The 20,050-nt window shown below is 68.8% G+C and carries 18 protein-coding genes; 5 read left to right on the plus strand and 13 right to left on the minus strand.

Going from position 1 to position 20,050, the window contains the following annotated elements; all coding sequences use genetic code 11:
- Nucleotides 1–11: 11 nt before the first annotated feature.
- Nucleotides 12–824 (minus strand): IclR family transcriptional regulator, encoded by an 813-nt coding sequence (locus ACFJGU_RS02875; RefSeq protein WP_382307482.1) that lies wholly within the window; start codon nt 822–824, stop codon nt 12–14.
- Complete coding sequence (locus ACFJGU_RS02880; RefSeq protein ID WP_382307484.1) at nt 821–1,858, minus strand: zinc-binding dehydrogenase; 1,038 nt, start codon at nt 1,856–1,858, stop codon at nt 821–823. The genes ACFJGU_RS02875 and ACFJGU_RS02880 overlap by 4 nt, the downstream gene beginning before the upstream one ends.
- 71 nt (nt 1,859–1,929) lie before the next feature.
- Between ACFJGU_RS02880 and ACFJGU_RS02885 the strand changes: the two genes are divergently transcribed.
- The gene (locus ACFJGU_RS02885) at nt 1,930–3,651 is read left to right on the plus strand and encodes an IlvD/Edd family dehydratase (protein WP_382307486.1); all 1,722 of its coding nucleotides are present in this window, start codon (nt 1,930–1,932) and stop codon (nt 3,649–3,651) included.
- Between the two features lie 48 nt (nt 3,652–3,699).
- Here the strand turns inward: ACFJGU_RS02885 and ACFJGU_RS02890 are convergent, their stop codons facing one another.
- The 6 genes from ACFJGU_RS02890 to ACFJGU_RS02915 form a co-directional block, all read right to left on the minus strand.
- Nucleotides 3,700–4,782, minus strand: coding sequence for an alpha-hydroxy acid oxidase (locus ACFJGU_RS02890; protein WP_382307487.1), 1,083 nt, complete (start codon nt 4,780–4,782; stop codon nt 3,700–3,702).
- Nucleotides 4,783–4,861: 79 nt separating this feature from the next.
- Nucleotides 4,862–5,995 (minus strand): dTDP-4-amino-4,6-dideoxygalactose transaminase, encoded by a 1,134-nt coding sequence (gene rffA, locus ACFJGU_RS02895; protein WP_382307489.1) that lies wholly within the window; start codon nt 5,993–5,995, stop codon nt 4,862–4,864.
- Nucleotides 5,985–7,121 carry a glycosyltransferase gene (locus tag ACFJGU_RS02900; protein WP_382307491.1) on the minus strand — a complete coding sequence of 379 codons (1,137 nt, stop codon included), beginning with the start codon at nt 7,119–7,121 and terminating at the stop codon, nt 5,985–5,987. Before ACFJGU_RS02900 ends, rffA begins: the two co-directional genes overlap by 11 nt.
- A gap of 14 nt (nt 7,122–7,135) precedes the next feature.
- Nucleotides 7,136–8,968: a hypothetical protein gene (locus ACFJGU_RS02905; protein WP_382307493.1), complete on the minus strand. Its 1,833-nt coding sequence runs from the start codon at nt 8,966–8,968 to the stop codon at nt 7,136–7,138.
- The gene (locus ACFJGU_RS02910; RefSeq protein WP_382307495.1) at nt 8,965–9,804 is read right to left on the minus strand and encodes a glycosyltransferase family 2 protein; all 840 of its coding nucleotides are present in this window, start codon (nt 9,802–9,804) and stop codon (nt 8,965–8,967) included. The genes ACFJGU_RS02905 and ACFJGU_RS02910 overlap by 4 nt, the downstream gene beginning before the upstream one ends.
- Nucleotides 9,804–10,307, minus strand: coding sequence for a GtrA family protein (locus tag ACFJGU_RS02915; RefSeq protein ID WP_382307497.1), 504 nt, complete (start codon nt 10,305–10,307; stop codon nt 9,804–9,806). Before ACFJGU_RS02915 ends, ACFJGU_RS02910 begins: the two co-directional genes overlap by 1 nt.
- Nucleotides 10,308–10,399: 92 nt before the next feature.
- On the opposite strand from ACFJGU_RS02915, the gene ACFJGU_RS02920 reads away from it, so the two are divergent.
- From ACFJGU_RS02920 to ACFJGU_RS02935, 4 genes are all read left to right on the plus strand, one after another.
- Entirely contained in the window at nt 10,400–11,119 is a 720-nt protein-coding gene (locus ACFJGU_RS02920) for a helix-turn-helix domain-containing protein (protein WP_382307499.1), read from the plus strand.
- Nucleotides 11,120–11,194: 75 nt separating this feature from the next.
- Nucleotides 11,195–12,181 (plus strand): dTDP-glucose 4,6-dehydratase, encoded by a 987-nt coding sequence (rfbB, locus tag ACFJGU_RS02925; protein WP_382307501.1) that lies wholly within the window; start codon nt 11,195–11,197, stop codon nt 12,179–12,181.
- 12 nt (nt 12,182–12,193) lie between these two features.
- Entirely contained in the window at nt 12,194–13,051 is an 858-nt protein-coding gene (gene rfbD, locus ACFJGU_RS02930; protein WP_382307503.1) for a dTDP-4-dehydrorhamnose reductase, read from the plus strand.
- Complete coding sequence (locus ACFJGU_RS02935; protein WP_382307505.1) at nt 13,051–14,190, plus strand: glycosyltransferase family 4 protein; 1,140 nt, start codon at nt 13,051–13,053, stop codon at nt 14,188–14,190. Before rfbD ends, ACFJGU_RS02935 begins: the two co-directional genes overlap by 1 nt.
- Before the next feature lie 75 nt (nt 14,191–14,265).
- Here ACFJGU_RS02935 and ACFJGU_RS02940 read toward each other — a convergent pair whose 3' ends face one another.
- From ACFJGU_RS02940 to ACFJGU_RS02960, 5 genes are all read right to left on the minus strand, one after another.
- Entirely contained in the window at nt 14,266–15,639 is a 1,374-nt protein-coding gene (locus ACFJGU_RS02940; protein ID WP_382307506.1) for an LCP family protein, read from the minus strand.
- Complete coding sequence (gene purE, locus ACFJGU_RS02945) at nt 15,636–16,136, minus strand: 5-(carboxyamino)imidazole ribonucleotide mutase (protein ID WP_382307508.1); 501 nt, start codon at nt 16,134–16,136, stop codon at nt 15,636–15,638. Before purE ends, ACFJGU_RS02940 begins: the two co-directional genes overlap by 4 nt.
- A 17-nt stretch (nt 16,137–16,153) precedes the next feature.
- Nucleotides 16,154–17,296 carry a 5-(carboxyamino)imidazole ribonucleotide synthase gene (locus ACFJGU_RS02950; RefSeq protein ID WP_382307510.1) on the minus strand — a complete coding sequence of 381 codons (1,143 nt, stop codon included), beginning with the start codon at nt 17,294–17,296 and terminating at the stop codon, nt 16,154–16,156.
- Nucleotides 17,297–17,390: 94 nt separating this feature from the next.
- Entirely contained in the window at nt 17,391–19,226 is a 1,836-nt protein-coding gene (locus ACFJGU_RS02955) for a cell wall-binding repeat-containing protein (protein WP_382307511.1), read from the minus strand.
- A 152-nt stretch (nt 19,227–19,378) separates the two neighbouring features.
- Nucleotides 19,379–20,038, minus strand: coding sequence for a PH domain-containing protein (locus tag ACFJGU_RS02960; protein ID WP_382307512.1), 660 nt, complete (start codon nt 20,036–20,038; stop codon nt 19,379–19,381).
- Nucleotides 20,039–20,050 lie beyond the last annotated feature (12 nt).

The raw sequence follows: 20,050 nt of genomic DNA on the forward strand, positions 1-20,050 counted from the left end.
GCGACGACCGGTCAGCCGAGAGCGGCGGGGCCGAGGTGGCGGGCGATGACGGCCCGGATCTCCGGCACGCCGTCGACGAGTTCGTGCAGGGGTGTCCGGAAGCTCACGGCGCTGACACTGATCGCGCCGCTCGCCGCTGCCGAACCGCCGAGATGGATCGGGACGGCCACGCAGGTCACCCCGACCTCGTTCTCCTGGTCGTCGATGCCGAATCCCCGCGCCCGCGTCGCCTCGAGCTCCTCGGCGAGGGCCGCCGCGGTGGTGAGGGTGCTCGGCGTCTTCTGCTCCAACGGGAAGGGCGCGAACCACGTCTCCACCTGGTCGAGCTCGGTGAGCAGCGGACTCAGCAGCACCCTGCCGACCGCGGTGCGCGAGGCCGGGTTGCGTCCCCCGATGACGGAGGTGAGCCGCACCGCACCCTGCGGGGGATCCATCTTCGCCCGGTAGACGATGTCCGTGCCGGAGAGCACCGCATAGTGCGCCGTCTCGCCGAAACGCGTGGCGAGTTCCTCGAGCAGTGGCTGGAGGCGCGCCGTCTCCGGACGGCCGTCGAGGTTGCGGAAGGCCAGGCGGAGGTACTCGTCACCGAGGATGTAGACACCCCGGCCGGTCATGTCGGCCAGGCCGGCGCGGCGCAGCACGCCGAGCGCGCGGTGCACCGTGGGCTTCGGGCTGCGCAGCGTCGCGGCGAGTTCGTCCAGCGTCACCCCGAGCGGATGCTCGGCCAGATGGGTGAGGACCGCCACCACCCGGTCGGCACCGACCAGCTTCTCGGCCGGTTCCGCTCCTTGTGTGAAAGCCCGGTCCGTCGCCGTGCTCGTCATGGCGCCGACGACCCTCTCCGCGGGTCGACGTGCACTTTCGGCCCGGGCCCGGCATCCGTTCCCCGCTTCCCCTCGAAGCGGGAGGGCACCTCGTCGAGGGCGATGACCTCGCTGACGATCGGATCGGGCACGACCGATCCGTCGGCGAAACGGGCGATCGCGCCGGCGAGACCGGGCGAGGCGGAGAGGATGCCCACGACCGTGATGTCCTTCAGCACGATGTCTCGGGTGTCGACCCCGCTCGGCGTGGAGGACAGGCCGATCAGCACGACACGTCCGGCCGGCTTCGCGAGCCGCACCGAGAGCGCCGGCATGGAGTCGGTGCTGGTCGCGTCGATGACCGCGTCGAAGCGATTCGGGTCGGAGGATCCGAGCTCGTCGAGCTGCCAGGTGTGCTGCACCCCGAGCTCGCGGGCGAGCTCGAGCGATCCCTCGCGGACGCCTCCCAGGTGCACCTCGGCACCCTCCGCCAGGGCGAACTGCGCGGCCAGCAACCCGATGGTGCCGGAGCCGAGCACGAGGATGCTCCGACCGGGCCCGGCCTGCGCCGCCTGCACCGCCCGCAACGAGTTCCCACCGGGCTCGACGAGCGCCGCCGCGGCGAGGCTCACCCCCTCGGGGATCTCATACGCGAAGTGTGTCGGGATGACGACCTTCTCCGCGAGCGCTCCCGGCCAATCACCGCGGATGCCCACCTCGAACCGGTTCGGGCAGACGTGGTGGTGGCCGGCGAGGCAGTACTCGCACCGTCCGCAGCCGAGCATGGTGTCGCCCGTGATGCGCATTCCGAGCCATCCCTCGTCGGCCGGATCGCCCACGGCCGAGACACGGCCGGTCCACTCGTGGCCGAGGCGGAGCGGGAAGTGGGTGTGGCCCTGCTCGATGTAGGCCATCTCGCCGGTGAAGAGCTCGATGTCGGTTCCGCAGATACCGACGCGTTCCACGTCGACCACCAGCTCGCCGGACGAGGGCACCGGATCCGTCACCTCCTCGACCGACGCGGTACGAGGTTCGCGCACGACGAGCGCGCGCATCAGTGGAGGACCGTTCGTGCCATAATTCAGAATAGTAGACGCATCTTCAGCATGTTGGAAACGAGGGCTCGATGACGAACCACCTCCGCAGCGCCGACTGGTATCAGGGCAGCGACCGGAACGCCTACATCCATCGCGCCTGGATGCGTCGCGGACATCCCGAGGACGCACTCGACGGCACCAAGCCGCAGATCGCCATCGCGAACACGGCGTCGGATCTCACCCCGTGCAACATGCACCTGAACGAGGTGGCCGAGAGCGTCAAGCAGGGCGTCTGGGCCGCCGGCGGCGTGCCGTACAACCTGCCGGTCGTCTCCCTCGGGGAGACCCAGGTCAAGCCGACCGCGATGCTGTGGCGGAACATGGCCGCGATGGCGATGGAGGAGATGTTCCGCGCCAACCCGATCGACGGGCTCGTGCTCCTCGGCGGGTGCGACAAGACGATCCCCGCGCTGCTCATGGCAGCAGCCTCGGTCGACATCCCCGCGGTGGTCGTGCCGGGCGGTCCGATGCTGACGGGTCACTTCCGGGGTCAGGCCCTCGGTTGCGGCACCGACGTCTGGCGGCTCAGTGAGGAGGCGAGGGCCGGCACGATCTCGGGCGCCCAGTTCCTCGCCTCCGAGCAATCGATGATCCGGGGCAAGGGCCACTGCAACACGATGGGCACGGCCTCCACGATGGCCGTGGTGGCGGAGGCTCTGGGCATGACGATCCCCGGATTCGCCGGCACTCCCGCCGCTGACGCGCGGCTGCTGTCCCTCTCCCACGAGACCGGGCGGTTGATCGTCGACATGGTCGCGCAAGACCGAAAGCCCAGCGACATCATGACGAGGGAGGCCTTCCTCAACGCCATCGTCGCGGTCGCGGCGGTGGGCGGCTCCACGAACTCGGTCATGCACCTCCTCGCCATCGCGGGGAGGCTCGGCATCGGGCTCACCCTGGAGGACTTCGACGCCGCCGGTGCCGGTGTACCCGTTCTGGCGAACCTGCAACCGAGCGGCGCCTTCCTGATGGACGACCTGTTCCGTGCGGGCGGCGTCCTGGCCGTGCTCACGCAGATCACGGACCTGCTGCACCCGGAGCCGATCACCGTGACCGGCCGGCCGTTGGTGGACTACCTGGTCGATCGCCGGGTGTACGACGACACCGTGATCCTGCCGCGCGATGCTCCGCTCATGGACGACGCCGGCATCGCCGTCCTCCGCGGCAACCTCGCCCCGCAGGGAGCGATCATCAAGCCGTCGGCCGCGACTCCGGAGCTCCTGCAACACGTCGGGCCGGCCGTGGTGTTCGACTCCGTCGAGGACATGCGCACCCGCATCGACGATCCCGAGCTCGAGGTGACCGCCGACTCCGTGCTGGTGTTGCGGGGGTGCGGACCGCGCGGATACCCGGGGATGCCCGAAGTCGGCAACATGCCGATCCCTCGCAAGCTGCTCGAACAGGGCGTGCGCGACATGGTGCGGATCAGCGACGCACGGATGAGTGGAACGGCGTACGGCACCGTGATCCTGCACGTGGCTCCCGAGGCCGCCGCGGGAGGGCCGCTCGCCTTCATCCGCACCGGCGACATCGTGACGATCGACGTGGAGAACCGTGTGCTGAACGTCGAGGTGGGCGAGGAGGAACTGCGATCCCGCTCGCAGGCGACCGCGAGCGAGGCCGCCTACGCGGCGCCCGTCCGGGGCTGGGCCAAGCTCTACGTCGACCACGTCATGCAGGCCGACACCGGCGCCGACCTCGACTTCCTCGTCGGCGCGAGCGGCCCGGCGGTGAGTCGCGAGTCGCATTGAGGATGGCGCTCGCGGGCCGCTCGGTGCGCCGAGCCGGCTGACCCCGGCTCACGGCCGGGCGGGAGCCAGCACCGACCGGTCGATGTCGGCGATCCGCGGCGCCCCGGTGATCGCCATCGCCTCGGCGAGTTCGGTCTTCAGGATGCGGAAGACGTTCTCCACCCCGGCGGAGCCGCCGACCGCGAGCCCCCAGAGCACGGGCCGCCCCACCAGCACCGCCTTCGCTCCCAACGCCAGCGCTCGGAGCACGTCGGACCCGGTGCGGATGCCGCTGTCGGCGAGCACGTCGAGGTCACCTCCCACCGCGTCCACGATCGACGGGAGGGCGTGGGCGACCGGCATCGACCACCGCAGGCCCTGGCCGGCGTGGTTGGAGACGACGACCGCTGCAGCGCCGTGGTCACGCGCGAGCACGGCATCCTCGGGCCGGATGATCCCCTTCAGGATGAGGGGGAGGTCGGTCTGACCCCGCAGCCACTCCACGTCCGACCAGGACACACCCGGGTTGGGGAAGGTGCTGCCGAACGGGAGGTGGCCGTACTCGCGGGCGACGGACATCGAGTGCTCCCCTGCACCCCAGTACTCTCCGATGGCCTGCGCCGCCGCGCCCATCCGGCCGGGAAAGGTGGGGAGCAGCGGCAGGTCGACGGTGAGACACAGCGCCGAGGCCCCGGCGGAGACCGCGCGGGCGACGACGTCCGCCACGACGTCGCGATCTCGCACGAAGTAGAGCTGCTGCCAGTACCGTCCGGCGGCGACCGCGCCCACCTGCTCCGGCCCTCGCGACCCCATCATGCTGAGCGTGGTGACGGTTCCGGCGGCCACCGCCGCCCGCGCCGTCGCCACCTCGCCCTCGGGGTCGATGAGCGAGGACCCGATGAACGGCGCGGTGATGACGGGAAGGGCGAGGTGCTGACCGACGACCGTCGTCGAGGTGTCGACGTCGCTCACGTCGACGAGAGCGCGCGGCCGCAGCCACAGCTCCTCCCAGGCCGCGAGATCACCGCGAAGCGTCTCGTCCATGTCGATGTTGTTGACGAAGTCGCGGTACGGATCGGACATCAGCCGTTCCGCGGCGACGCGGGCTTCGGCGACATCTCTGAAGAGGGCGACTGCTCTGTCTGGCTCCATGGGGCGCGAGTCTAACCACAGCGTCGGCCCGCTCGTAAGCGAATTCTTTGCGGCCGGCATCCGGTTGATCGACGCGCTCTCAGCGGAAGGAGCGGACGGCCTCCACGACCCGCTCGGTCTGCGCGTCGCTGAGTCCCGCCCAGAGCGGAAGGCGCACGAGTCGCGAGGAGAACGCGGCGCTGCGCTCGAGCGGGCGCAGGGTGCGGCCGAATCTCTGCCCGGCAGGGCTCGAGTCCAATGGCACGTAGTGGAAGGCCGCGCGGATACCGAGGCCGCGCAGGTGGTCGATCAGCGCGGTCTGCCCGTCGTGGTCCTGCATCACCACGTAGAAGAGGTGCGCGGTGTGCTGCAGGGTCGGGTCGTCGGACATCAAGCGCAGGTCGCGGTCGTCGGCCCACTCGGCCAGCCCGTCGGCGTAGGCGTCCCAGACCCGGTGTCGCGCGGCCTGGATGGTCTCGAACTCGGCCAGCTGCGAGTCGAGCACGGCGGCGTTGAGCTCGCTCAGCAGGTAGCTGGAGCCGACGTCCTGCCAGGTGTACTTGTCCACGGCACCGCGCAGGAAGCGGGCGCGGTTGGTGCCCTTTTCGCGCACGATCTCGGCACGCTCCAGCAAGGAGTCGTCGTTGATGAGGAGTGCTCCGCCCTCACCGCAGTGCACGTTCTTGGTGTCGTGGAAGCTCTGCGTGGCGAGCACGCCGGCCGTGCCGAGCATCCGGGAGCCGTCTCGGCCTCCCAGCCCGTGGGCGTTGTCCTCGACGAGAGCGATGCCGGCATCCGTCGTGATCCTGATCATCGCGTCGAGGTCGACCGGCACTCCCCCGTAGTGCATCACCGTCACGGCCCGGGTGCGCGGGGTGATCGCCTCGGCGACCTGCTCGGGGTCGATGTTGCCGGTCGACTCGTCGATGTCGACGAAGACGGGGGTCGCCCCGCGCAGCACCACGGCGGTCGCGGCCGACGAGAAGGTAAAGCTCGGCAGGATGACCTCGTCGCCCGGCCCGAGGTCGAGCAGGATCGACGCCATGTCGAGGGCGTGCGTGCACGAGGTGGTGAGCAGGGCGTGCGGCGCACCCGTCAGGTCGGTGAGCCGAGCGGAGGCGGATGCGGTGAAAGGACCGTCTCCGTGCGAATGGTCCGAACGCAGCACCGCGTCGAGGTTGGCCAGCTCGTCGGACGAGCGATAGGGGCGGCTGAAGACGATCTCATCGAGCACCGGGTGAGGGGTCCGTTCCGTGAGGTGCGACGGTCGGTTCGGGCCGAGCGGCTGGGGGGATGGGTGGGGTGGGTGACCCCGGCAGGGTGGGTATCTCGGAGGTGAGCACGTGCTCCGGGTCGGCCGACTCCTCCTCGGGCATGATCGTCTCGGGGTTGTCGACGACCAGGTAGAGCGGCCGCCCCATCTCCACGTTGAGAGAGACGCCGATGTATTCGGCGATGATGCCGAGCGAGACCAGGATGGCACCCGAACACAGCAGCACCACCACGATGAGCGAAGCCCAGCCGTCGGTGCCGGCCGGATTGCCCGCCGCGAGCGAGACCACCACGTAGATCGCGATGCCGAGCCCGATGAGGGCGATGATCCCCCCGAGCACACTCACGGCGCGGAGCCCGGTGGTGCCGCTCGTGAGCACCATCCGCCAGAAGTAGGCGAACAGGGCCGGCAGCGAGTAGCCCGAGACCCGGCCGTCGGCGGTGCGCAGCACGGTGGGGCTCGTGGCCACCCGGTTCGTCACCCACGACAGCGCGACGTCGAGGTAGACGCCGGTCGCCGCGAACGACGCGAGCTTGCGGCCCATGTCACCGCGAACCAGGCGATAGCTCTGGAACTGGCTCGCGTCGGGCAGGTTGAACGCGGTGCGCATGATCCGTTTCGACGACTTCGAGGCGGCGGCGCGGAACAGGCCGTGCGGCCGTTCGTTGGTGAAGCGCGCGTAGACCACGCCCGCTCGCTCGCGGATGGCGGTGTCGAGGAAGGCGCCGATCGAGGCCGGGTCGTGCTGACCGTCCTCGTCCATGGTGAGGATCCAGCGGCCCTTCGAGGAGGCCATGCCCGCGATGGTCGCGGCGTGCTGCCCGAAGTTGCGGCTCAACCAGAGGATGCGTACGAAGGGGTACTGGATCTCCAGCGCCCGCATCACGGTGTCGGAGTGGTCGGGCCCGTTGTCGTGCACGAGGATGACCTCGGAGAGACGGTAGGAGACGCCGTCGGGTGTGCGAGCACCCCGGGTGTAGGGCTCGAGCTCCGCCACGACCGCGGCCAGAGTGCGCTCCCCTTGATACACGGGCACGACGACGGAGATGGTGTACTCCGTGGTCTCGTCCGAGGCGGTACTCTCCACGAGACCAGAAGCTATCACGGGGTGATGCCGATGAACGTGAAGCGGCCGTCTGTCGAGGAGAATGCGGAGGCTCCGGTGCCGGTCGCGCGCTCGAGTTGCGCCACGATGTCATCGCCGTGATCGGTGTACGCCGCGCGGTCGACCACGATGCCGCAGGCGTCGATCCCGTGCAGCGCCATCAGCATCGCGGGCACGGCGAGCGAGGCGTAGGCGCCGACGTCGTCGATCGGCGCGCGACCCTTGATTCCGCCGGCCGACCAGCGCAGGTCGTCGGAGTGCAAGAACGGCCGCAGCTCGTCCGAGTCGGTGACGCCGTTGACGGGCGGTGACTCGGGAAACGGGATGTAGGGCAGCTGGTAGATCAGGCACTCCGGGGCGACGGCGCTCTCCACCTCCTGCACGAAGGCATCGTCGGAGTCGTAGCTCGCCACGGTGGCGGCGCGGACGGCGGGGTCGATCGGCGGGATCTGGTCCCACACCGCCAGGAGCATGAGGAGCACGGCCAGGGGGACGGCCACGACCCAGCGGCGTGCTGCGGACGACGTGGGCATGGCGGATGCTTCGGCCGACACATCCGCCCGACGGGATCTCGCCCTCCGCAGCACCCAGCGCACGAAGCGGTCGAGGATGAGTCCCACCGCGGCGAGCGCGAGCATCGCGATCAGTATGGCGATGCGGTTCCAGGAGCGGATCGGGAAGTCGACGAACGAGAGCAACGTCGAGAGCCCCCCGACGGTGCCGAACAGGAAGGCGACGAGCGTCATCCCGGCCAGGATCGCCAGCGTGCGCACGTACTGCTTCGGTGCCCGCCACCGAGTCTTGCCGGCGGAGAGCAGGAAGTAGACGGCGAACACGATGAGCGCCACGAATCCGGCGGCGCCGATCAGGCCGAGCGCAGGCGCCTCCGACGGCAACGGGTAGTAGGTGTCGTAGAGCTGGCGCAGCGTGGCGAACGGCCCGAACCGGTGACCGGGCACCGGGAGAAGCAAGGACGCGATCTTGAAGGAGTACAGCTCGGCCTCGGGAGGGCTGCGCACCAGCACGGCCTCGTTGGCCCCGTTGGCGAGACGGTAGACGAGATCCGGCAGCAGATTGATCACCATGGTGAGGGCGATCACGCCGCCCGCCGCGGCCGCTCCCCAGAAGCGGCGCCAGGCGTGCGTCTGCCAGAGCTTCGCGAGTCCCACCACGGCGAGCACCAGGGCCACGAACACCGAGTAGTAGCTCGACGCGGTGCCGAGCAGCACCAGGATGCCCACGGTGGCGAGATTGCGCCGGCTCAGGATGCGCCGCGACCACAGCGGCTGCCCCGTCGCCACGAGGTACAGCACGCCCAGGGCGAGCGGAACCACGAAGTACGCCGCGAGGAAGAGGTGACCCTCGCCCTTGATGAAGTGGTACGGCGCGATGGAGAACACCACTCCGAGCGCCACCGAGAGGGTGCGGCTCACTCCGACCAGCCGCAGGAACCAGACCGCCGTGATGGCCGCCAGCGGGAAGCCGAGCACGAAGTAGATGTTCATCAGCGCGCCGAAGTCGTGCGTGAACACGCGCAGCACGCTGGCGACGATGAAGTGCAGGTTGTCGGCCTGCGGGTAGTCGTTGTAGAACTGCCCGTACGGTGCCCCGAGGTCGGGCTGGTGGGTGAACCAGCCGTACTCGATGATCGTCTTGAAGTGCGATCCCACGGCGAGCGCGTCGCCCGAGTAGTAGAGCGGCACCTTCCAGTCGAGGTTCCAGAGGTCGAGCCCGAACCACACGGCCACGAGCGACAGCAGCGCGGCCAGGGCGTAGGGCAGCCAGCGCCAGGTGGCGAGCCGGAGGGCGAGGGCGTCGAGTCGGTTCATGCGGCGGCGGACATCCTGGGTCGGTTGAGGGTGTAGTAGGCGCGGCGGGCGAGGGCCATGAACTCGGCGCGGCGGTTGCCGAGCCAGACGTCGGATGCGCTGATGGTGTCGGGCGCCTGCTCCCGGCACCAGGCGTGGTAGGCCTTGGCCTGGGTGGCCTGCTCGTTCACCAGGGCCACGCTCCACTGGCCCTGGTTCACGCGGAACCCGGCGTAGGCATGGTCGATCGGCAGGTAGTCGCCGCGCAGCAGCACCTTCGAGTAGCTGGTCTGGTCGATCAGGTAGGGGAAGCGGGCATCCCAGCCACCCGCCTGTTCGAGGGTCTCTCGGCGCATCGTGACACATCCGGGTTCTCCGAAGACGTTCGTGCCGCGACGCACGGTCTGGCGGATGACCTCGACCCCGGGCTGCTGCCGGCGCGCGACGCCCTGCAGGCCGCGCTTCTTGATGGTCACCCGGCCGCGGGCGTCGAGGATGTCGCGGGGGCTCGACACGAGCACCACTCCCGGATGCGCGTCGAGGGCATCGGAGTGCGCCCGCAGGGCTCCCGGGTAGAGCAGGTCGTCGCCGGGGAGGAGCTTCAGGTACTCGCCCGTCGCCGCCTCGGAGACGCGGCGCCAGTTGGCCTCAGCACCGCCCCCGGCGGGAGTGTTCAGCAGGGTGACCCGCGAGTCGTCGGCGAAGGTCTCGAGCACGGCGCGGGTGTCGTCGGTCGACGAGTGGTCGGCGACCACGAGCTCGAAGTCGGGGTGATCCTGGTCGAGCACGGAGCGCACGGCGTCGGCGATGAAGTCGGCGTTGTTGAAGGCGGGGATGACGACGGAGAGGCGGGGCATCAGCGGTCGGCCTCCGTGTCATCGGTCTCGATCTCGGTGGCGGCCTCGGCCTCACGACGGAACGAGAAGCCCTTGTGCCCGAACCAGCTGATCAGGGTGGTGATGACGAGGATCGAGAACTGCGCGAGGATGCGGTTCCACCCGAACCCCACGAGGATCGGCAGGATGACGGCGTTGATGGCGATGGCCACGAGGTAGACGCTCTCGAACCGGGCCAGGTCGCGCCAGACGTGGCCTCTCACCCGGAACACGAAGCGGCGGTACATCACGAAGGCGAAGAGCACGCCGAGCACGTGAGCGCACGCGAGCGTCGCGAGCGAGCCGATGGTCTCGTTGACGGCTGTGTCGAGCCAGTTGCCGACGGTGAGGTCGAAGAAGATGAAGAAGAGGAATCCGACGCCGGTGTTGGTGGCGCCGACGAGGAGGAACGCGACGCGCTGATCCTTGATGAGGCGGAGGATGAGGCCGGGCCGTTCGGCCGCGTGCTCCTCCGGCTGTTCCACGCTGTCACTCTAGGCCCGCCACCCTGCGAGAAACCCTCACGACACCCGCCACCGCCGGTCGCATTCACTGAGATAATTTCAGCATGAAGGGTATGGGCAATGATCTCGTTCGTGAAGCCCGTCGTCGCACCGGCCTGACGCGAGAAGACCTCGCTGCGTTCGCGGGCACGACGGTCAGAGCGATCGCCGAGCTGGAAGAGGGCCGCGATTCTCCGAGGTTCGACGATGTCATCCGATACCTCCGCCTGATGCACCTCGACCTCGACCTCATGCTCGTCGACCGCGACGAACAAGACTGGGCCCAGACGCTCCCCCTGTTGTCACTCACCCCGGGCCAACGATTCGAGCGCCACGAGAGATGGGTCGCTTCGGTGCTACGGATACGGAACGCGGCCGGCCTCGCCGAACCCCTGCAGCCGCTACCGACTCAGGACCTTCTGACCGCGCTCGCCGCGAGCGGCGCACCGTTCATCCTCATCGACGGATATGCGTCGGTTCTGCACGGGTCTCCGTTCATGAGCCTCGGCCTCGACCTGGCCGTTCCCAGCGACTCCCGCATCGCAGTATCACTGAGCGAAACCCTCGCGGAGCGCACTTGGTGCGACCGCGTGCACCTGTGTCCGGATGCTTTCCGCGAATGTCGAAGGGACGCCCAGAAGATGGAGCTCGCCGGCCTGACGGTGGGCGTCGCCTCCCTCGCCGACGTCATACGAATGAAGCAGATCGCCAATAGGCCCCTCGATCAGCGGGTGCTGCCGACGCTGCGGGAGATCCTCGCGTCACGCAACCCGCGCAATCGCACCGAGGGCTGAGGCCACCGAAGCGGGCCGGTCGGGGGCTCCGGTTAGAATCGTGGGCGACACTGATGCGAGGAGACCCCCCACACCATGAAGATTCTTGTGACCGGCGGCGCCGGGTTCATCGGCTCGAACTTCGTTCGACGCACCCTCGAAGACGCCTACCCCGGTCTCGAAGGCGCCGAGGTCGTCGTGCTCGACGCACTGACCTACTCGGGCAACCTCGACAACCTGCTTCCGGTGAAGGACTCCCCCCGACTCACCTTCGTGAACGGCGACATCCGCAACGGCCAGCTGCTCGACGACCTGTTCCCGGGCCTGGACGCGGTCGTGCACTTCGCCGCCGAATCCCACGTCGACCGTTCGGTGCGCGACGCGTCGATCTTCGTCGAGACCAACGTTCTCGGCACCCAGCAGCTGCTCGACGCGGCGCTCCGCAACAACCTCCCCCGCTTCGTGCACGTCTCGACCGACGAGGTCTACGGCTCCATCGCCGAGGGCTCCTGGGCCGAAGACCGCCCGCTCGAGCCCAACTCGCCGTACTCGGCCTCGAAGGCCGGCAGCGACCTCCTCGCCCGCAGCTACCACCGCACGCACGGCATGAACATCTCCATCACGCGCTGCTCGAACAACTACGGCCCGTACCACTTCCCCGAGAAGGTCATCCCGCTCTTCGTCACCAACCTCATCGACGACAAGCACGTGCCGCTCTACGGCGAGGGCAACAACATCCGCGACTGGCTGCACGTCGACGACCACACCCGCGGCATCGCCATGGTGCTCGTGAACGGCCGCGCCGGCGAGATCTACAACATCGGTGGCGGCACCGAGCTCACCAACAAGGAGCTCACCCAGCTGCTGCTGGACGCCACGGGCAAGGACTGGTCGTACGTCGACCGCGTCGCCGACCGCCTCGGTCACGACCTGCGCTACTCGGTCGACATCTCGAAGATCCAGAACGAGCTCGGCTACCAGCCGCTCGTGCCCTTCGAGAAGGGTCTTGCCGACGTGGTGCAGTGGTACCGCGACAACCGGCAGTGGTGGGAGCCCCTCAAGGCCCGCGCCGCGCTGGTCTGAGCGGGTCGCCTCATGACCCGCTACCTCATCACCGGTGCGTCCGGGATGCTCGGCCACGACCTCGTCGCCGCCCTGGAGGGCCGTGACGTCGTCGCCCTCTCCCGCGCCGAACTGGACATCACGGATGCCGCGGCCGTCGCATCCGCCGTCGCCGGCATCGACGTCGTCTTCAACTGCGCCGCTTACACCGCGGTGGATGCGGCCGAGACCGACGAGGACACGGCGCACCTCGTGAACGCGGTCGGCCCGGCGACGCTCGCCGAGGCCACGGCGGCGACCGGGGCGAAGCTCATCCAGATCTCCACCGACTACGTCTTCCAGGGCTCGGCCACCACGCCCTACCCCGAAGACGAGCCGCGCGATCCGCTGAACGCCTACGGCCGCACCAAGGCCGGCGGCGAGGAGGCCGTGCTGGGGCTCAACCCCGCGGGCGGCTACGTCGTGCGCACGGCCTGGCTCTACGGCGAGCACGGCGCGAACTTCCCGGCCACCATGCTGCGACTCGGTCGCGACCCCGAACGCGAGAGCGTCTCGGTGGTCGACGACCAGGTCGGCCAGCCCACGTGGACCGCCGATCTGGCGCGTCAACTCGTGCTGCTCGCCGACTCGGATGCCCCGGCCGGCATCTATCACGGCACCAATTCCGGGCAGGGCTCGTGGTTCGATTTCGCCCAGGCAACCTTTCAGGAAGCCGGATTGGACCCTGCTAAAGTCAAGCCGACAGACAGTTCGCAGTTTGTTCGTCCTGCCCCGCGTCCCGCGTACTCCGTGCTCGGACACGACGCGTGGTCCCGAGCGGGATTAGAGCCCATGCGAGACTGGCGCGCTGCGCTTCATGCCGCGGCGACCTCGGGAGTATTTGGAGAGTAATGGCCACGCTGCGGGTGATCATCGACCAGTTGGTCGCCCCCGTACCGGGCGGTATCGGTCGTTACACGCTCGAACTGACCCGGCAGTTGATCGCCACCGCGCCGCGTAACTGCGACGTCGAGGGCATCGTCTCTGCCGTTCCGTCGGAGACCGCCGACGAGTTGCGCGCGAAGCTGCCCGGCCTCGCGTCGCTCCATCGTGCCACTCTGCCGCGCCGCGAGCTGTCGGCGGCCTGGCAGCACGGCATCATCGGCTCCTCCGGGGGCGGGATGGTGCACGCCACCAGCCTGCTCGCCCCGCTGCGCAAGCACGATCGACGTGAAGAGCTCGGCACGCAGACCGCGGTGACCATCCACGACGTCGTGCCGTGGACGCATCCGGAGACCCTCACCCCACGCGGCGTCACCTGGCACAAGGCCATGGCGAAGCGCGCGGCTCGCTATGCGGATGCCATCGTGGTGCCCACCCACGCCGTGGCCGAGGAGCTTTCTCACTACTTCAACTTCGGTGACCGCATCCGTGTGATCGGCGGGGCCGTCAGCGAGGAGCTGCGGCTGCCTCTGGTTCCTCGGGAACGGGCCGCCGCGCTGGGCCTGCCCGACCGCTATGTGCTCGCCGTCGGCACGCTCGAGCCGCGGAAGGGGCTGGCCGCGCTGATCCGGGCCATGGCCGAGCCGTCGGTCGCCGACCTGCCGCTCGTCATCGCGGGGCCCGAAGGCTGGGGCGAGGTGGATGTCGCCTCCGTCGCCGCCGAGGCCGGGGTAGACGCGTCGCGCATCCACGTGCTCGGGTTCCTCAGCGACAGCGATCTCGCGCTCGCCATCGAGCGCGCCACCGTCTTCGTCTACCCGAGCCAGGCCGAGGGCTTCGGCCTGCCGGTCGTGGAGGCCTTCAACTTCGGCACCCCCGTCATCCACGCCGACGTGCCGGCGCTGCTCGAGGTGGCCGCGGGTTCGACGTTCGTGGTCGAGCGCACGACGCCCGCCGAGTTCCCCGGCCAGCTGGCCGACGCCATCCACACCGTCACCACGGATGCCGCCCTCCGCAACCGCCTCTCCATCTCGGGCCTCGACCGTGCCCGCGCCTTCTCCTGGCGCGACTCCGCCGACAAGGTCTGGCAACTCCACGCCGACCTGTAACGTCTCAAACCGCAAACCTGACGGCCACCGCGCCGTCTGCGGGCTCGGTGGACGTCAGGTTTGCACTTTCGAACGTCAGCCGGCGTCGTTGGTGGCCGTCGACAGGACGAGAGCGTTCGAGACCGTGGAGCGGACGGTGTCCCAGTCCGGGTCCTCGGGGTCGATCAGCGGGGGTGTGAGGTCGATGCGGTCGATCGGGAGGTCCTTGGTCTTCAGGGCCAGATCGATGAAGTAGGACAGGGTCGACTGCGGGATGTCGGTCTGCACCACCTGGGTGCCCGCCTGCACGATGCCCTGGAACTTCGTCAGCACGTTCACCGGCTGGAACTGCTGCAGGATGGCGGTCTGCAGTTCGCCCTGGCGCTGCATCCGGTCGTAGTCGCTCGTGGTGTGGCGGGAGCGCGCGTACCAGAGTGCCGTGTAGCCGTTCATGTGCTGCTCGCCGGGCCAGATCCAGCCCTCGATCTCGTTGCCGTCTTCGTCGCCGCCCATGGGCAGCGCCTCCGTGACGTTGATGTCGACGCCGCCGAGCGCATCGATGAGATCGGAGAAGCCCTGCATGTCGATCATCACGTAGTACTGGATGGTGATGCCCAGCGCACCCTCGATGGCATCCTTCGTCGCCTCGACGCCGGAGTTCGAGCCCTCGGCCTCGGCGTTCGGGTACATGTCGGGGTCGAAGGCCATCACGCGCGGGTAGAGGAAGCTGATCTGGCAGTCGCTGCCGCAGTCGTAGCTGCCGTCGGGTGCGTAGTCGCTGCCGATCAGGGGCGAGCCCTCGACGATCGGCACCTGCTCCAGGTTGCGCGGCACACCGATCATGGTGGCGCGGCCCGTGTCGGCCTCGATCGACACGACGGTCATGCTGTCGGGCCGCATCCCGTCGCGATCAGGACCCGCGTCGCCACCGAGCAGCAGGATGTTGTAGCGCCCGTCGATCGGCGGCTCAGCCGCCGCCTGGGCCGAGAACACGGCGTTGAGCCCGCTCTGGGCGACGTTCGCATAGTAGGCACCGGCGGCCGCCCCACCGGACGCCACCACGAGCAGCAGCACGGAGAACAGCGCGAGGGCGGGCCGCGCCCGGGTTCCGACGCGCACGAGCCGCACCAGGCGCAGCGTGTCGAGCGTCAGGATGACCCAGAGGATCGCATACGCCAGCAGCACCACCTGCACCGCCCCGAGCGGGATCGGGTTCGTAGCGATGGAGAAGATGACCTGCGGCCAGATCAGGTAGATGACCAGGCCGATGATCGCCATGATCCACATGGCGAAGGTGAAGTACAGTCCGAACCGGCCGAGCTTGCGGTTGCCGGCGAGCACCTGCGCCGAGCCCGGGATGAGGAAATTGAGCACCACGAGCCACCAGCCCCGCACGGTCATCGCCCTCTGGGAGGAGACGTCCGGATAGCGGATCGGGCTGGCGGTGGAGTTCGCGGTGGAAGCGGTCATAGGCGGGCTTGGAGGTCCGTGTTCTTGCGTTCGACGAGCTCGCTGAGCTCGGTGCGGTAGGTGGAGAGCTTGTCGGCAAGCCCATCATCTGAAGTCGACAGGATGCTGACAGCGATCAGCGCCGCGTTCTTCGCGCCGCCGATCGAGACGGTGGCGACCGGGATGCCGGCGGGCATCTGCACGATCGAGAGCAGCGAGTCGAGGCCGTCGAGGCGCGACAGCGGAACGGGAACTCCGACGACGGGAAGCGTGGTGACCGAGGCCAGCATGCCCGGCAGGTGCGCCGCGCCGCCTGCTCCCGCGATGATCACCTTCAGACCGCGCTCGCGAGCGGACTTCCCGTAGGCGATCATCTTCTCGGGCGTGCGGTGCGCCGACACGACCTGCACCTCGCAGGGCACACCGAAGTCGGCGAGCACCTGCACGGCATCGCTCATGACGGTGAAATCGGAATCCGACCCCATGACGATGCCCACGACGGGGTTCAGTTCGGGCATAGGCCCAATGCTAAATGTCAGTCCTGGAAGAAGGCCGCAGCGGCACGCGCCTGGAACACAACCTCGTCGAGCTCCTCGCCGCCGGTCGTGACGTGCCCGATCTTGCGGCCCGGGCGCGGCTCCTTGCCGTAGAGGTGGATCTTCGCGGCCGGCTGGTCGGCCATCGCCAGTGTGGTCGCCTCGTCGAGCGTCTTCTCGACCGGGCCGCCCAGGATGTTCACCATCACCGACCACGGGTCGCGGTGACCGGTCGCCCCGAACGGCAGGTCGAGCACGGCACGCAGGTGCTGCTCGAACTGGCTCGTGGTCGAGCCGTCGATGGTCCAGTGGCCGGTGTTGTGCGGGCGCATCGCCAGCTCGTTCACGAGGATGCGCTCATCCGTCGTCTCGAAGAGCTCGACCGCGAGCACCCCGGTGACGCCCAGCTCGGCGGCGATCGTGGTGCCGATCTGGGCGGCCATCTCGGCCACCTTGCCGGCGCTGCCCGGGGCGGGTGCGATCACTTCGGCGCACACCCCGTCTTTCTGCACCGACTCGACCACGGGCCACAACGTGCTCTCGCCGCTCGGGCGCCGCGCCACGAGCTGCGAGAGTTCGCGGCGGAAGTCGACGAGCTCCTCGGCGAGCAGCGCTCCGGCATCCGGACCGCCGTCCTGGTCGAGCGCGAGGAACCACTCCTCCACCTGGGCGGCCGCCGTCACGACGCGCACGCCCTTGCCGTCGTAGCCGCCACGGGCCGTCTTCACGACCGCCTGGCCACCGTGCTCGGCGATGAAGTCGTCGAGCTGCTCCGCGTTCTCGACGCGGGCCCAGTCGGGCATCGGGATGCCGAGCTCGCCGAGCCGCTCGCGCATGCGCAGTTTGTCCTGCGCGTACTGCAGGGCGTCCGGCCCCGGGTGCACTGCGACGCCGTCCGCGACGAGGGCCCGCAGCACCGACTGGGGCACGTGCTCGTGGTCGAAGGTCAGCACGTCGACGTCGCGCGCGAAGGCGCGAACCGTCTCGAGGTCGGTGTAGTCGCCCACCGCGGTGGCGGCGATCGCGGCCGACATCCCCTCGGTCTCCGCCAGCACACGGATGTCGATCCCGAGTTCCACCGCGGGCGGGATCATCATCCGCGCCAACTGTCCGCCACCGACAACGCCCACTACAAAAGTCACGGCAAGAGTCTAGTTGGGGTGCTCGACCGAGTGCCCGAGTCTCTCCCCGAAATGGCCCGGCAGTCCAACCCTTCCTCAAGCTGGAGGATACGCGTCACCCAGGGAGGTAGGAATCCAGTCGCTGAGCGACCTGGTCGGAGACACTGTCAGGTCCACCGAGCACGACGATGCGGTACGGCGCCAGTCGTTTCAACTCCGCATCGATCACCGCCGGAATCGAGTCCGTGTCGACCAGCAGCACGGGCGACCGGTCGGCGATGGCAGCTGCGGAGCCTGAAAGGGCATCCGAGAACACAGCCCCAGAAGCCACGTAGACCGTGTCGACACCGCTCAGGACGTGCGCAGCGGAGACATTGGCCGACACGGCGAAGCGATCACTGCCGGCGATTCGCGAGACCGGGGCTATCCCGCCGAGCGCTGCAGCCACCGATGCGTCGATCGTGGCCTCGCCGCCGATCACCACTATCCGATCGGGGTGGAGGCGGACCAACTCGGCTTCGACAGCAGCAGGGACGGCGCGCTTCTGGACGAGGAGCACCGGTCCCTGCAGCTGTCCGGCGGCGGCAGAGCCCGACAGCGCGTCGGGGAACACTTCGCCCGATGCCACGAACGCCACTCGAGCGCCCCCACCGAATGCGTCGGCAGAGACGCTGGCCGAGACTTCGAAACGGTCGGCGCCGCCATCCCGCGAAACGGCGCGACCGTAGCGGGCCAGCTGTGACTCGACCGCTGCGCTGACGCTGGTCGTGCCGCCCAGCACGACGATCCGAGCCGGCCTCAGCCTGGTCAACTCTGCAGCAACCTTTGTGGGTATGCCGTCTCGAGTGACGAGCAGGATCGGGCCGCCGCCGACGCCCGCAGCGGCCGACCCCGAAAGAGCGTCAGCGAATCCGCTTCCCGATGCGACGTACACAACAGGAACACCCGGCGCGAAGGCCTCGGCGGACACGCCGGCTGCCACATCGAATCGGTCGCTCCCGCCGATCCGATGCACCTCGGCCGGCGGATCCGGCGTCACCCACAACCTGACCAGCCGACCCGCCGACTTTGCGACGTCGAGCACCAATAAGTCATGAGACGACGGGTCGATCGCGCCGGCCACGTACATCGCTGATGGTCCGTTCAGGACCCGCTTCAGCGACCCGCTGCTGAAGATCTGAACACCAGGCACGCCCGCTCCCCCGGACAGGAGGTAGATGAGATGCCGCGCCTCGTCGACCTGGAAGCCGATCGGTAATCCGATCACGGGCGTGCAGCCGCCCTGAGCTGCAAGGGTGTCAGGATTGAAACTCTCCAAGCAGGCCTTTCCGTCGTCTCCCTCATCGAGTACCACGAGGCGGCCGCCCGCCAGGCCGAGGCGCTGCGGCAGATGGGCGATCGGGACGGTCGAAACACCGCTGGCCGATACAACCGAGATCGCCCGATCGAGGACGCCGACGAAAGCGCGGTGGTTGATCGAATCAACGGCGATATCCACGGGTCGCGCTATCAGCGCCGATTCCTTGACTGTTCCGGTCGCGATGTCTACGACAGAGACGCTCTCGCTCGTCGCATGCGCTACGTAGGCGATGTTCGCGTCGGAGTCGACGGAAATGCGAGCATCACCGGTTCCGGCGGTGCCGATCGAGCCAACGAGCGTGTTCGCGGTCGGGGAGGCCGGGTTCGCGTCGACCAGCATGACCCGGTTCGTCGCCCCGGCGTCGACGACGAAGAGCTGATGCGTCTTCTCATTGACCGCGATGGCCGATGGAGCGGTGAACCCTGCGATCGTGGCGAGACTCGTCAACGCCGAGCCTGAGATGTCGAAGATCCGAACATCCGAGGTACCGCCGTGGCCCTCGAGCAGGAACGCCCGGCGAGTGGACCAGTCGACGGCCACCTCACGGACATCATCCGTCGACACGTAGTCGGCGAGTTGGGTGATGGTCACGCCCCTGGAAGCCATGGGAGGCGTCTCCGCCATTGCTGCCACAGGGGTGACGACGACAAGCGATGACGCCACCAAACTCGCGATCGTTTGGCGAGCATGACCTGAGAATGAAAACATTCATCGAGCATACGTCATTAATGACGATTATTCGATTAAGATCCGGGCAGGTGCGAGGGCGGGGTGGGGTGCTCGGTGAGGTCGCCGAGCAGGTCGGCCACGAGCCTGGCCGACGGCACGTCGTGCAGGATCAGGGTGAGTTCGGGGCCGGCCACGACCCGGACGTCGCCCGAGGCGTACGCGGCCTGCAGCGGGGTGCGGCGGAGGCGCACATCCGAGACCCGCGCGAGGTAGACATCCTGTCGCTGGCGCACCAGGATGCCGCGACGCGCGATGATGCGGCGGGTGGTGACCGTGTAGCGGTGACCCAGCCAGGCGAGGAACGGCAAGAGGGTCGCGAAGAAGACGAGGGCGCAGGCCACGGCGAGCGCCGCCCAGTTCTGCCACTCCTCGGGGAACCGCCCGCCGAAGTAGCCGAACGCGGTCACCGTGGCGAAGAGCACGAGCACCGGAACGGTGAGCCGCCGCGCGTGCGGACGCGTACGCACCAGCACCGTCTCGGGCGCGGTGGGCCGCACCGGTTCGACCGAGGTGGTGTATCCCGGATCGACGTTCGCCGCACCCCAGCCGAAGCGCTCGGTGGCGGCGGGATCGCGCCGCGCCGGGGGCGCACCGGGTGGATAGGTGCCGTCTGCGGGTCCGGGCCCGCGCACGACGGAGTCGAACGAGTCCGTCTCACGGGTGCGCCTGGCCATAGGCCCCATTCT

Origin of the sequence: Herbiconiux sp. UC225_62 (genome assembly GCF_042694625.1) — a bacterium.
GTDB lineage: Bacteria > Actinomycetota > Actinomycetes > Actinomycetales > Microbacteriaceae > Herbiconiux.

Excerpts from the sequence above, each read along its gene's own strand:
- rfbB (WP_382307501.1), top strand. The coding sequence starts at position 11,195 with ATGAAGATTCTTGTGACCGGCGGCGCCGGGTTCATCGGCTCGAACTTC.
- rfbD (WP_382307503.1), top strand. The coding sequence starts at position 12,194 with ATGACCCGCTACCTCATCACCGGTGCGTCCGGGATGCTCGGCCACGAC.
- ACFJGU_RS02890 (WP_382307487.1), bottom strand. The coding sequence starts at position 4,782 with ATGGAGCCAGACAGAGCAGTCGCCCTCTTCAGAGATGTCGCCGAAGCC.
- ACFJGU_RS02960 (WP_382307512.1), bottom strand. The coding sequence starts at position 20,038 with ATGGCCAGGCGCACCCGTGAGACGGACTCGTTCGACTCCGTCGTGCGC.
- ACFJGU_RS02935 (WP_382307505.1), top strand. The coding sequence starts at position 13,051 with ATGGCCACGCTGCGGGTGATCATCGACCAGTTGGTCGCCCCCGTACCG.
- purE (WP_382307508.1), bottom strand. The coding sequence starts at position 16,136 with ATGCCCGAACTGAACCCCGTCGTGGGCATCGTCATGGGGTCGGATTCC.
- ACFJGU_RS02875 (WP_382307482.1), bottom strand. The coding sequence starts at position 824 with ATGACGAGCACGGCGACGGACCGGGCTTTCACACAAGGAGCGGAACCG.
- ACFJGU_RS02910 (WP_382307495.1), bottom strand. The coding sequence starts at position 9,804 with ATGCCCCGCCTCTCCGTCGTCATCCCCGCCTTCAACAACGCCGACTTC.
- ACFJGU_RS02905 (WP_382307493.1), bottom strand. The coding sequence starts at position 8,968 with ATGAACCGACTCGACGCCCTCGCCCTCCGGCTCGCCACCTGGCGCTGG.
- ACFJGU_RS02940 (WP_382307506.1), bottom strand. The coding sequence starts at position 15,639 with ATGACCGCTTCCACCGCGAACTCCACCGCCAGCCCGATCCGCTATCCG.
- ACFJGU_RS02880 (WP_382307484.1), bottom strand. The coding sequence starts at position 1,858 with ATGCGCGCGCTCGTCGTGCGCGAACCTCGTACCGCGTCGGTCGAGGAG.
- ACFJGU_RS02885 (WP_382307486.1), top strand. The coding sequence starts at position 1,930 with ATGACGAACCACCTCCGCAGCGCCGACTGGTATCAGGGCAGCGACCGG.
- ACFJGU_RS02920 (WP_382307499.1), top strand. The coding sequence starts at position 10,400 with ATGGGCAATGATCTCGTTCGTGAAGCCCGTCGTCGCACCGGCCTGACG.